Below are 13,628 nucleotides of genomic sequence, written 5' to 3' on the forward strand. Positions count from 1 at the left end.
AACGTCAGCCTGCCGCGGTGGGCTGACTCAAGGAGATATTTATGAAAAGCGTTAAACAATCATTCGTTACTACATTATTTGCTGTGAGCACGTTAAGCATCAGCACATTCGCCGCTTTCCCAGCATTAGCAGACCCAGCGAAAGGCTTAGAAATTGCCGAGCAACGTAAAGCGGTCGATGTCGGGTGGGGCGACTCTGTCGCAACCATGGAAATGCTACTTCGCAACAAACAAGGTGAAAGCAGTACACGTTTGATGCGATTGAAATCATTAGAAGTCGATAACGATGGCGATAAAGGCTTAACCATTTTTGATGAACCGCGCGACGTAAAAGGCACGGCTTTCCTAAACCATTCACACATCACCAAATCCGATGACCAGTGGTTGTATCTGCCTGCATTAAAACGTGTAAAACGCATCTCTTCACGCAACAAATCGGGCCCGTTTATGGGCAGTGAATTTGCTTACGAAGACTTAAGCTCGTTCGAGCTAGAAAAGTACACCTTTAACTACATTGAAGACGCAAAACTGGAAGGCGTAGACACCTTTGTTTTGGAGCAAGTGCCGACCGATAAAAACTCAGGCTACACCATGCAGAAAGTATGGCTAGACCAACAACATTACCGCCCAATGAAAGTCGAATTTTACGACCGCAAAGGCGCACTGCTTAAGACCCTATCGTTCCAAGATTACAAACAATACCTGAACCAATACTGGCGCGCACACACCATGGCGATGCAAAACCATCAAACAGGTAAAAGTACCGTATTAACCACGACAGATTTAGCCTTCCAGACCGGTCTTAAAGACAAGGATTTCCAAAAGAACACACTAAAACGTGCGAAATAAGGCAGGAATATGAAAAGGATTGTGGCAACAGGAACCCAATTATCCTTAACCTTGGCGGCGACCATCGGGCTTATGCAGGTGTCGTTGCCTTGTGTGGCAGCTGGCTTTAGCCCAGAGCTAGCAGGGCAGGTTAACCTTGAACACAGGCAGTTCTTTAGCGACGGCTTACAAGGGCAAGACAAAGGACAAAGCTCACTGGTGTTGCAGCCAGAGTTTTACTGGGAGCAATCAGAGGGTAATGGCAGCTTTACCTTCACCCCGTTTTATCGCCTAGACAGCGAAGACGATGAACGAACTCATGGTGATATTCGTGAAGCCTTGTATCTCACTTACTGGGACGACTACGAACTGCGAGCGGGTGTCGGCAAAGTGTTTTGGGGTGTGACTGAATCGGCGCATCTGGTGGATGTGGTAAACCAAACCGATGCAATAGAGTCGGTCGATGGTGAATCAAAACTGGGTCAGCCAATGGTGCACTTCACCTCGATAAAAGAGTGGGGAACCATAGACGCTATGTTACTGCCGTATTTTCGTGAGCGTACCTTTGCAGGCGAAGACGGGCGCTTAAGGCCAACTGTTCCTGTTTCGGACGATGCGCTTTACGAATCTTCGAGAGAAGAAAAGCATGTAGACGTAGCACTGCGTTATAGCCAAATGTACGGCGATTGGGACGTCGGTTTAAGTTATTTAAGTGGCACAAACCGCGACCCTTACTACCGTGTTGAAGGCAATCAGCTAAAGCCGTATTACGCACAAATGCAGCACTTCGGGCTAGATGTGCAAGGCATTATTGGTGATTGGTTATGGAAGCTGGAAAGCATTTATCGCGACAGTTACGACAACCACACAGGCGTAGCAACAGGCTTTGAATACACTTGGATTGGGGCACTTGAATCATACTGGGACATCGGCTTCATTGCTGAATATCTGTATGACAGCCGAGGCAACAATGCGCAAACCATCGGCCAAAACGATCTGTTCCTTGGGGCACGTTTCGCTTTGAACGATGAAGACGGCACCGAAGTGCTTACAGGCATTACTCAAGACTTAGATAACAGTGATGTCTACAGCGCCAAGCTAGAAGCTTCTAGTCGCATCAACAACAACCTCAAGTGGCGATTGAACGCATGGCTGTTTGAGAACGAAACCCCAGAAGACTTGCTGTTCTTCGCGCGTAAGGATGATTTTGTTGAGGTGGCGTTGGAATATTATTTCTAGTGTTAGCTTCATGAGGCGTTCTTGTTAAGAGGGGCGTCTCAAATTTAAGATGAGTTATATTTAGAGTGTTCAATATCTTCTTTTTATAAAATGAATCAAACAATCTAATAGACCCACAGGTAAGATGGTTATATTTTTCGAATATCTATAACCTCCGAATATGCATGTAAATCATGCTGGTGGTATCGGCCTTAAGGGATTTATGAATTCATTTAATTGGGATAAAAACTTTGAAACAGGCATTGGTGTTGTAGATGAACAGCATCAATATCTTGTTGGTTTTATCAACCACTACGGAAACCTGTTGTCAGAGAACACTATCTCTATCGACGACATTAACGTCGCTTTACTCGATCTCACACGCTATGCCGAATTTCACTTTAAAGAAGAAGAATCTTTGATGAGAGATTGCGGTGTGTATGAGCGACACATTGAAGAGCACATCAAAGTGCATCGTGTATTTATGCAAGATATCTACAGTATGCAAGCTTTCATCATGGAAGAAGATCAGTCGTCAGCACGGCAGTTACTTGATTTCTTGATCCACTGGCTTGCTTACCACATCCTCGGTATCGACCAAAACATGGCGCGACAAATGACCGCCATAGAAGAGGGGGCGACACCTCTGCAAGCCTTTGAAGCGGAAGAAAAGCAGCAAGACACTTCGACTGTTCCTTTGTTAGCAGCGCTTAACGGCCTGTTTGAACAAGTCTCTGAACGCAACAAGCAGTTGTTACGCTTCAATCAGGTACTCGAAGATAAAGTCGAGGAACGTACGGCAGAATTAAAACGAGCGAACAAGAGACTTGAAGAGCTGGCATTAACCGACTCGCTTACTAATTTGCATAACCGTCGTAGTGCTTTTAAACAGTTAGCGCTGCATTGGCAAGACTCCAAAGAACTGGGCATACCTTTAGTGTGCATTATGATTGATGCCGACCACTTCAAGCGCATTAATGACACCTGGGGCCATGATGCAGGCGACTTGGTGCTAAAAACCCTCTCCCGTGAACTGAAAAATACGTTCCGTAATGATGATATTGTTTGCCGGTTGGGTGGCGATGAGTTCTTGGTTATTTGCCCTGACACCGACCTTAAAGGTGGGATGTACATCGCGGAAACCGCTCGACAGAAAGTGTCTGAATTAGAGGTTGAAACCAGTCATCAAGTTTGGATTGGCAGTATTAGTGTCGGTGTCGCTGAAATAACCGAAGAATTCGGCTCAATGAACGATTTGATTAAAGCCGCCGATGACTCCGTCTATTTAGCGAAAAACGCAGGCAAAAACAGCGTTTGTTCGATTCAGATTTAGAGCTCGGTTTACTTTAGAACGAGAGCACCTTTCGCTTTAGTCTTTGATCGCTACTCACTTCAAGTCTGGAACCTAGCAGCTTTAAATCTAAAACCTAGCTCGCTTTAGTTTTTAAGCGCTATCCACTTCAAAATAAACAAGTGGCACCCGTATTTGTGCCACTTCTTCTTCCTCCTCATTAATATCCTGTTAAATTTGCCGTGTTTTTAGGCAATAACTTGTTCTTTTGGCGATTCAATTTGGCATTGGTTGCGTGTTTGATTACTATGTGTAGCTATCTAAAAAAACTAATCATCCGATACGGACACTACCAACTGGTAGATGAGGAAATGATGCAACATCTAGAAGAGATCATTGCTAATGCAACGACTGCTATTGATACAGCAGATTCGTTAGTCGCACTTGATGAAGTGCGAGTTCAGTATTTAGGTAAGAAGGGTGAACTAACTCTTCAACTACAAAGCCTAGGTAAACTTCCACCTGAAGAGCGTCGCACTGCTGGTCAAGAGATCAACAAAGCGAAAGGTGCTGTTCAACAAGCGATCGCAGCTCGCAAAGACGCACTACAACGTGCAGAGCTTGAAGCGAAACTAGCTGAAGAAACTATCGATGTGAGCCTACCAGGTCGTCGCATTGAGAACGGTGGTCTTCACCCAGTTACTCGCACAGTTGAGCGTATCGAACAGTTCTTTGGTGAGCTTGGTTTTAACACTGAGTCTGGCCCTGAGATCGAAGATGCATTCCACAACTTTGATGCACTAAACATCGCAGACGATCACCCAGCTCGTACTGATCACGATACTTTCTTCTTCAACCCTGATCTAATGCTACGTACGCACACTTCTGGTGTTCAAATCCGTACGATGGAAAACGGCAAACCGCCATTCCGCTTCATTGCTCCGGGTCGTGTTTACCGTAACGACTACGATCAAACTCACACGCCAATGTTCCACCAAGTGGAAGGTATGTTAGTTGATGAGAACGTAAACTTCGCACAACTTAAAGGCATTCTTAACGATTTCCTTTGTAACTTCTTTGAAGAAGAAGTTGAAGTGCGTTTCCGTCCTTCATTCTTCCCGTTCACAGAGCCTTCAGCTGAAGTTGACGTGAAACGTAAAGATGGCAAATGGCTAGAAGTTCTAGGCTGTGGCATGGTTCACCCTAACGTACTTCGCTCTGTTGGCATCGACCCTGAGAAATACTCTGGTTTTGCATTCGGTATGGGTGTAGAGCGTCTAACGATGCTTCGTTACGGCGTAAATGACCTTCGTGCGTTCTTCGAGAACGACCTTCGTTTCCTTAAACAATTCAAGTAATCCGGGGCAGTCAAAACTATGAAATTCAGTGAATCTTGGCTACGCGAGTGGGTTAAACCTGCAATTAACAGCGAAGAGCTAGCTCACCAAATCACTATGGCTGGTTTGGAAGTTGACGATGTAGAACCTGTTGCTGGTGAATTCACCGGCGTTAAAGTAGGTAAAGTGGTTGAGTGCGGTCAGCACCCAGACGCAGACAAACTACAAGTTACAAAAATTGATATCGGCGAAGAAGAGCTGTTAGACATCGTATGTGGTGCATCTAACTGTCGTCTTGGCCTAACTGTAGCAGTAGCAACAGTTGGCGCAGTACTTCCTGGTGACTTCAAAATCAAGAAAGCAAAACTACGTGGCGTTCCATCGCACGGCATGCTTTGTTCTTTCTCTGAGCTAGGTATCGACGTAGAGTCTGACGGCATCCTTGAGCTGCCAGAAGGCACAACGCTAGGTATGGACGTACGTGAGCTTCTAGAGCTTAACGACGTAACTATCGACGTAGACCTAACAGCAAACCGCGCAGACTGCTTCAGCATCCGTGGCCTTGCTCGTGAAGTTGGCGTACTAAACCGCGCAGACGTTAAAGAGCCAACAGTTGAAGCTGTTGCAACAAGCATTGAAGACACAGTATCTGTTGAAATCAAAGCAACTGATGCTTGTCCACGTTACCTTGGCCGTGTGGTTAAGAACGTAAACGTGAAAGCGGAATCTCCAATCTGGATGCAAGAAAAACTGCGCCGTTGTGGTATCCGTTCAATCGACCCAGTTGTAGACATCACAAACTACGTGATGCTAGAGCAAGGCCAACCAATGCACGCATTCGATCTAGCTAAGATCGAAGGTGGCATCGTGGTTCGTCTAGCAGAGCAGGGCGAAAAACTAACACTTCTAGATGGCAACGAAGCTGAACTAAACAGCAACACGCTTGTTATCGCTGACCACAACAAAGCACTAGCAATCGCTGGTATCTTTGGTGGTGAAGAGTCTGGTGTAACTACTGAAACTACAGACGTACTTCTAGAAGCAGCATTCTTCGCACCTGATCACATCCGTGGTCGCGCACGTGCTTACGGCCTACACACAGATTCTTCTCTACGTTTCGAGCGTGGTGTTGATTCAACACTTCAAGCAGCAGCAATGGAGCGTGCAACACAGCTTCTAGTTGATATCTGTGGTGGTGAAGTGGCGCCAGTAAACGGCAGCGAATCTGAAGCTGATCTACCTAAAGCAAACGTAGTTTCTCTGCGTCGCGTTAAGCTAGACAGCCTACTAGGTCACGAAATCCCATCTGAAGACGTGGTAGAAATCCTAACTCGTCTAGGTTGTGAAGTGGAAACTACGGACGCAGGTTGGACGGCAACGTCTCCATCTTGGCGTTTTGATATCGCAATCGAGCAAGACCTAATTGAAGAAGTAGGTCGTATCTACGGTTACGATAACATTCCAAACCAAGCGCCTAAAGCGGCACTTAAAATGAATGACCACAAAGAAGCTGACCAACCGCTTAAGCGCGTTCGTGACCTTCTTGTAGACCGTGGCTACCACGAAGCAATCACATACAGCTTCGTAGAACCAGAACAGCAAAAACTTGTTGTACCTGGTGTTGAGCCGCTAATCCTGCCATTCCCAATCTCTGCGGACATGTCAGCAATGCGTCTTGGCCTAATCCAAGGTCTTCTAAACACAGTTGTTCACAACCAGAAGCGTCAACAGTCTCGCGTTCGTCTATTCGAATCAGGCCTACGTTTCATCCCAGAAGAAACAGCTGAAAACGGCATGCGCCAAGAAATGATGCTTGCGGGCGTTATCTCTGGTACTCGCGGCGAAGAGCACTGGGACGTTGCAACTAACACTGTTGACTTCTTCGACCTGAAGGGCGACCTAGAAGCAGTTCTAGAGCTAACAGCGAACGAAAAAGCTTACAGCTTCAAAGCAGCTAAGCACCCAGCACTTCACCCAGGTCAAACTGCGGCTATCGTAGTAGACGGTAAAGAAGTGGGTATCATTGGTACTGTTCACCCAGAACTAGAGCGTAAGTTTGGTCTAAACGGCCGTACTATCGTATTCGAAATCGAATGGGCAGCTATCAACACTCGCGTGCTTCCAGAAGCAGTAGCAGTATCTAAGTTCCCTGCAAACCGTCGTGATATCGCGGTTGTTGTTGACGAAGCAGTAGCTTCTGGCGACATCGTAGAAGCGTGTATCGTAGCTGGTGGCGAATTCCTAACAGACGCTAAACTGTTCGACGTTTACGTAGGTAAGGGCGTAGAAGAAGGCAAGAAGAGCCTAGCTATCGCATTGACTCTACAGTCTGTAGAGCGCACACTAGAAGATGCAGACATCGCTGGTTCAGTAGATGCTATCGTAGCTTCAATCTCAGAGAAATTCGGCGCAGCACTTCGCGACTAATCTCTTCTGATAGATAGAAAAACCAAAGGCCTCGCATTGCGAGGCCTTTTTTGACTAAATAACCAATAATGTTAAGAGTTAAAGAACCACAATAACAAAGTCACAGTTGAAATAGGAATGAGTGTAGGCATTAGCGTGATTAGTGTATTTTTTATTGCTGTGCTTATTTTCACCTTTCCTCTATAATCAGCTTGTGCGATTTCGGATCGTTCGAACAGATCAAACCATTCCAAAAACTGATCTGTTGATAAACACGCACTATGACCTCCTTTGTAAAACCTGTTGGCCATTATACCTGCTAAACTTCCTTTGAAGCCTTCTCTGCCAGCCATACCTAAGCCAACTGCCAATACTTGACTAGCTAAAAGAGCTTTGTCGTTTAATGCACAATTGTTAACGATTTTAGTAATACCATGCTTTGTAACTATATCAGACCAATTGTAACCACTTTTGAGAACAGAACCATTTAAAACGACTTTATCAAAAGTGGGAGCGTGTTCATTCGGGATTTTTTTTAATGCTTCTGCGATTAAATATGTGCCGAAGCTATGACCAACTAATTGTACTTTTGCATTTGGGTATGTACGTGCAATAAGTTGAAATTCTCTTGTTAACCGTTCTACTTCTATGTGTCTTCTAGGAGGGTATAGGAAGCTAGTTACAGGAAAATACTGATAATCATATAAGAGGTGAGTATATTCACTCTGATTAGTTTTGATGTATTCATCAAAGTTATCTTGCCACTCTCCATGTGTATTAATACCATGTACAGAGAATACTATTTTAGTGTCATTTTTAGGAAGCGTTTTATCTGATGTTGTTAGCTGATATTCTTCTACATAGTCAGTAATTTTTGTTTTCCATGTTAAATCTGATGAACTATATAGATACGTGAAGACCCGATAATCTTGATTTTCTTCAGTATACTTATCTTTCAAATTAGGATATTCAGTTAAAACAATAATATTCCTTGGTGGAGATATTTTTTTTCTTTTCTGCTTATGCTTTATCCAACGTAAAATCTCTACGCCACCCTCTGGATTTTTTACATTATCTTTTTCGGTATTGGGTATTTGAATATCTAGAATTACGAAGGCATAACGCCGTTTTAGCATTTCTTGCATAGCATCGTAACAATTTCCAACATGTTTAATATGGAAGTTTGAATTAATTGATAGTATTAAGTCTCTAATCTTTATAAATTTTTCATTAGAATCTTCAACAATTAAAAAATCAATCATTAATGATTTTCTCCAAGACGTTACGTAGCTTTTCTTCCCATGATTCATCAGACTTATCCCAAAAGATTACATCATGAAGGTTTTTTGAAAACTTGTGCAATAGTTCATCTTTAAGCGTATTAAGAGCTACTGTGTCATCATGGTGACCAAATACATCCCATTGTGTAATTATCACGGTAGGGACTAAAATTCTTTTATGCTTCATTGTTTGAAGAATCTGTTTACCTGATAATGAACCAATTGAATTTTTTTCTTCTTCATAGCTAGGTAAACTCATATCAAGTATAAAAAAATCATAGCTATTTTCACGTAAGTTTTCTATTGCATCTGCAGGTGTTACTACAGTATTGATATCGAAACAATAACAGTCTATCGCATCGATTATGGAACCCAGCTTAACAGGGTTGTCTTCTACTATAAGAACTTTTTGTTTACTCATACTATGATCCTGAACAAATACTGAGAGTGTCAATATCAATATTGAATATAAATTCATCTCCTGAGCTTTGAATATAAATATTATTCTGAGCAGAAATGTCTATCTCTAGATGTTTTTTTACTTTGTATATCCCACTATTGATTTCTTTATTTGCATTGTCTAATTTATTCACATCGTTTATATCGCTATTAATTTTATTAATTATCTCTTTGTCAATGGTAGAGGATTTGTTGGATATCTCGATATTAATAGTTTCGCCAATGATTGAAGTAGTGATTACTATTTTAATATGGTCTTTGTGCTTCCTTCTCTTACAAGCATTTTCAAAAATCAATATGAAAATATTAATAAATGACATTAAGTATTTACCGTTGATTTTTTTATTAAATGTATTGTTTATTTCAATTTCTACATTAACATTACAAAATATAGTCTCTATAAAGCTGTTAGCCTCGTATAAAGCAACTTCTATTAGGAAGTCATCAGCGCTATATTCAGAGAAGTTTAACCATTCAGATATACTTTCCAATCTACTATCTAGATCATTTCTAGTTATAGATATGGCGTCTATAAACTTCTTAGAAAATGTGCCTTTTAGAGATGTCTCCAAATTTTTCAACTCTTTTTTGAATAGTTCACCTAACCCCATTTTTATTAGGGCTCGACCTAACTTTAGACAGCCTTCGGACTTGGCGGTCATAATTCCTAGGCAGTAACTTATACAAGAATTAATATTGTTGTTATCGTTCATAAAAACGAGTAACTTAAATACATCAGACTCATCAATTATGATCTTAAATAGCTTTTCTTTATCATCCTTGTCATTAGTAGCAACATGCATATAAACAGATTTTAGTTTATTTAAACGAGTATCTACATTTTTTGAAAAAATTTTTATTTTATTTTGAAGTTCTTCATACTTATATCGAACGAGGAGGCTACGACACTCTGTTTCAAAGATAATGTTATCTTTGTATTGGTTGTTTTCATGGTCGCAGATAATCCCCTCACTCTCAAATATTGATCTCAGAGATGGTACGATACCATTATGTCTAATATTTGTATTTAACTGATAATCTAATCCGTACTTCTGATCAAGTGTGTAGATATCTCTTATAGCCATAAAAAACTCATACGCACTAACAAATAAATTAGTATTAATTTGGCTAGATATTTTGCTAAATTCAAATTCAAAACTGTTTTTTTCATTTGAATAGGCTATTTGCAAGTTTGATATTACGTTTTTTTTCTCAGATTTAAATATCTGAGCTATCATTTCATTATTAATGTTTATTTTACCAGGAGCAACATCTGATACACAGAGATTCCTAGAAAACTGATGTTGGAGAAACTCTAGTTCTTTAGATATTTCTTCTTCTTTATATGATAATTCATTTTTTAGTTTAGATAAGATAAGTGTCCTATCTAACATTCTATCGTTGGATGTTGGATATATTTTCCTAATAATGTGTAAGGACTCCAAAACATCTAAATTACATACTTTGTGAAGCATGAATTTATGTTTCTCATCAGACGTTTTTATATCACTCGGCTTTTTTAGACCCTTAAAATCTAAGTAGTCGTCTAAGTGTAATGCAACTATATGAGAGTCTTTTTTGGTAGTTAAAAGAAATAAGCTTATTGGAATTTCAACCATCGGTTCATCTACAGGGTCGCAGTCTTCGAGAATGTCTATAATTTGCTTTTTATCAAGCCTCTCAATACTTAGGTTTCCTGAGAAATACATATCTGAAATATATTTGCAGGCTAAGTCAACTTGGTTATTACTGAAGTAAGATAAAATTATTTTATTGCTGATCTCATTGATCATGTGGTTGGGAGTGTTGTTTATTCCCATATAAGTTTCAATTGCAAGCGAAAACTGCCTTTCATGAAAATACTTGTCAGCTAATCTCTTTCTTTTCCTGTATTCAGGTATTTCATTGAGATATTCTTCAGAGTTGCTGGTGATGGTTGAGCTTATAGAATTTTTAATTTCTAATTTAGGGTTGAATGGATTACTTGGTACTACTGTACACTCAAAAAAATGGTAGATATTTTCTATAGATTTAAGTTTTTCTTCTGAAAAAGAAATTATCTTTTTGTTATTTCTAAGTGAAATGAACTGAATTGAGTCAAGATTGTTGAATCTAAGGAATATTTTATTTATTTTTGCTTCATTAATATTATTATAGTCTAGATTCAGTTCAATTATTTCTTTTAGTAAACCTTTGTTATCCAATACTGAAACCCAGTTTTCATTGAATAGAGAATTACAATAAAACTCATATATTGATGCAGCGTAAGGGTGATCTTTAAGAAAATCTTCACATAGACTTATACAATATTTATAATCCCCTGTAATGTATGTATCACATATAGTTACAAACTCGGTTTTAATATTTTTGTCTAGGTCAATTTCAAAGTCATGATAAAAGAAGTTTTTCAATTTTAAAGAGTTCGTAGACTCGGCTAGGTCTATGAACATGTTCTTTAGTTTTAAAATAGAGTTATTATTAATAGAGTTACTAAACAACAGTCGGGATATAATGTTATAAATGTCTACAATATTACTTTGCCAGAAATAGGAAAGGATCGTTTCCGCATCATATTGTTTTGATGCATCAAATCGGTGTAGAAAATCTACGATGTGTGCATCATATGCTTTTTCTTGTACGAGACCTTCTTTTAGGGAATCTAATGAAAATTCCACTCTTTCTGCGATACTATTAGGCGAAGTTCGTTCAAAAATAAGGTCGATATCTCTTTTCTCAAGATCAGACTTAATGTTTTTCGTGAGCATATTATAGAAATTTTCAAACTCATCGTATCGCTCTAACGATGCCAATAGTGCAAACTTACACTCAACAAACCAGCAAGATAAACCCGAAATATCTTTTACGGTTTCAATTGTGTCCAAAGCCTCTTCAAACTGACCTTTTAATACTTGATGTTCATACTGAGACTTCAATGTATTAAAGAAAGCTAGTAGTTTTTTTTCCTTTTGTAGCTTAATGAGAATTATCGCCAGTACATGATCAAAATCACCATCAGGAAGCATACTTTCATCACCACCAAACGGAGTTTTTAAAAACTTGGATTTACTGAATAATAGCGATGCTTGAAAAATGGGGTTGCTTAACTTTTTCCTGAGAGTTGTAATGAACGTTATAGTATCTTTAATTTTCAAACTCTGGGTCAATTCTTTCCTGAAGTTATATTGTCTTCTCATTGTACTGACTTTTCTATCAATAATTGGTCTTTAACTGCATGAATTATATATACTTTTTTCTATGATGCCTAATTGTTTGGCTCTTCACTTGTAATACAAATATTCTAAGCGTGATTCCATGGGCTAAGATTTGTAAGGTGCGGTATCACGTTAAGCTAAAATATGGCCTGAAATACAGTTTCTTCTATTTTTATCGCGGTTGCTTGACCTGTCTACAACTTCACACTTTATAGTGGCTATATTGATTGAGAGGGGCGCTTTCTGTGTTCCCTCCAAAGTAAGTAGAGAGACACTATGAAACGTTTAATTCTAAACATCACACTCTTGGTATTCATGGCGCTTGGTAGCTTTAATGCCATGGCTCATGATTCAAAAGTTAATTATGGTATTGCGATATCTCACGATGGTGAGCAAATTGCGTATGGCAAAAGTGGGAGTGGGGATACGGCGCTGATCTTCATCACGGCTGAAGCTTAGACAGCAGGCTTTGACAAAACCAAGTGAGTTCTCAAAGCAGTACCAAGTGATCACTATGGTTGCATTAGCCGAAGACGTGAAATCGGCAATCTCTTCTGATAGATAGAAAACCCAAGGCCTCGCATTGCGAGGCTTTTTAGATCAGGAAACGGGTGCTAACTCATTATTGGACAAAAATGCGTTTCGGAAAATAGAACATTAGCAAAACATGAATAACTAAAAGTATGGAAAGTCACTTAACTTGGTATCCAGTGTTGATGGAGCAGGTCATTTTGACAATGAACGTGATTAAAACTGCTCGATAAGTACTTGCAATTCTTGTTCTTGGTTCATGCTCGCTTACGATTCATTCTGCCTATCATCACTCCTTATGTTGCCATTAAAATTCCTTATTATTCAGTGAGTTAATTTGTCCGTATTCTTTGGTATCTATTTGAAATATTAGGGGAAACAAAAATGAAAAATGGGTTAGTCTGCACATTAGCAGTGATGTTAATTGTGGGGTGCAAAGAATCGAATGAGCCAAACGCTGCTGTAGTGGAGCAACCGAGTGCCATATCTCACATAGAGAAAACACCTGAGCTAGTCGCGGAATTAAAGGCACAAGAGACAATTGATGATCAACTTAGGCTTCTATATGAGCGTTTTGAATCCATGCTTGACCGCAGCGACTCTCTCGCTGGTACTGATGCAAACAATGATGGTATCCGCGATGACATTGAGGCGTTTATCGATGCGTTAGAAGTGACCGAGCCAGCCCGAAAAGCCTTAAAACAAAACGCTCGCTACTCACAAGAAAACCTGTACCACGACTTCTCGAAAAAGACTAAAACCAATATCGACAAGGCAATGGCGATGGGTAATAGATATAATAAAGTTATCGCCTGTAAGAAGTTTGTTGGCATTCCAGTCAGAGATAGAACAAATACAGGAAAAACCATTAGAGCTCTCACCTACAACACCAAAGCACGCGCCATGGCCTACCTTGCTTATAGCCATTTACAAGACGGCGCGATAAGTGCCTCCCTGAAAGCAGAGGCTAAGTACTGTGAATAAGCTAGTCACCCCGTTCAAATCTCCCCCTTAATTGATATTTCCCCCCTTTTTTGAAACACAGAAAAGGCGGAGGGTAAGAACAT

At 40.2% G+C, this 13,628-nt stretch carries 10 protein-coding genes; 7 read left to right on the plus strand and 3 right to left on the minus strand.

Translation table 11 applies throughout. The annotated features are described in order from the left end of the window. Positions 1-41: 41 nt before the first annotated feature. From F0251_RS02320 to pheT, 5 genes are all read left to right on the plus strand, one after another. Positions 42-848, plus strand: coding sequence for an outer membrane lipoprotein-sorting protein (locus F0251_RS02320; protein ID WP_171730215.1), 807 nt, complete (start codon positions 42-44; stop codon positions 846-848). A 9-nt stretch (positions 849-857) separates the two neighbouring features. Further along, on the plus strand, positions 858-2,066 hold the full coding sequence (locus tag F0251_RS02325) for a hypothetical protein (protein ID WP_171730216.1): 1,209 nt from the start codon (positions 858-860) through the stop codon (positions 2,064-2,066). A gap of 202 nt (positions 2,067-2,268) precedes the next feature. Further along, on the plus strand, positions 2,269-3,378 hold the full coding sequence (locus F0251_RS02330; RefSeq protein WP_171730217.1) for a GGDEF domain-containing protein: 1,110 nt from the start codon (positions 2,269-2,271) through the stop codon (positions 3,376-3,378). A gap of 332 nt (positions 3,379-3,710) precedes the next feature. Next, positions 3,711-4,694, plus strand: a complete 984-nt coding sequence (gene pheS, locus F0251_RS02335) for a phenylalanine--tRNA ligase subunit alpha (protein WP_004741591.1) — start codon at positions 3,711-3,713, stop codon at positions 4,692-4,694. 18 nt (positions 4,695-4,712) lie between these two features. Continuing rightward, positions 4,713-7,100 carry a phenylalanine--tRNA ligase subunit beta gene (gene pheT / locus F0251_RS02340; protein WP_171730218.1) on the plus strand — a complete coding sequence of 796 codons (2,388 nt, stop codon included), beginning with the start codon at positions 4,713-4,715 and terminating at the stop codon, positions 7,098-7,100. A 71-nt stretch (positions 7,101-7,171) separates the two neighbouring features. On the opposite strand, the gene F0251_RS02345 is transcribed toward pheT, so the two are convergent. Genes F0251_RS02345 through F0251_RS02355 form a run of 3 tightly spaced genes read right to left on the minus strand, consistent with a single transcriptional unit; the run spans position 7,172 to position 12,012 of the window. Beyond that, positions 7,172-8,341: an alpha/beta hydrolase gene (locus tag F0251_RS02345; protein ID WP_171730219.1), complete on the minus strand. Its 1,170-nt coding sequence runs from the start codon at positions 8,339-8,341 to the stop codon at positions 7,172-7,174. After that, on the minus strand, positions 8,334-8,780 hold the full coding sequence (locus F0251_RS02350) for a response regulator (RefSeq protein WP_171730220.1): 447 nt from the start codon (positions 8,778-8,780) through the stop codon (positions 8,334-8,336). Before F0251_RS02350 ends, F0251_RS02345 begins: the two co-directional genes overlap by 8 nt. Position 8,781: 1 nt before the next feature. Further along, positions 8,782-12,012, minus strand: coding sequence for a hypothetical protein (locus F0251_RS02355; RefSeq protein ID WP_171730221.1), 3,231 nt, complete (start codon positions 12,010-12,012; stop codon positions 8,782-8,784). Positions 12,013-12,306: 294 nt separating this feature from the next. On the opposite strand from F0251_RS02355, the gene F0251_RS02360 reads away from it, so the two are divergent. Further along, entirely contained in the window at positions 12,307-12,489 is a 183-nt protein-coding gene (locus F0251_RS02360) for a hypothetical protein (protein WP_171730067.1), read from the plus strand. Positions 12,490-12,945: 456 nt separating this feature from the next. Beyond that, positions 12,946-13,545 (plus strand): chromosome partitioning protein ParA, encoded by a 600-nt coding sequence (locus tag F0251_RS02365; protein ID WP_171730222.1) that lies wholly within the window; start codon positions 12,946-12,948, stop codon positions 13,543-13,545. The last annotated feature ends 83 nt before the right edge of the window (positions 13,546-13,628 follow it).

This window comes from Vibrio sp. 070316B, from assembly GCF_013114115.1.
In the GTDB taxonomy this organism is placed as follows: Bacteria; Pseudomonadota; Gammaproteobacteria; order Enterobacterales; family Vibrionaceae; genus Vibrio; species Vibrio chagasii_B.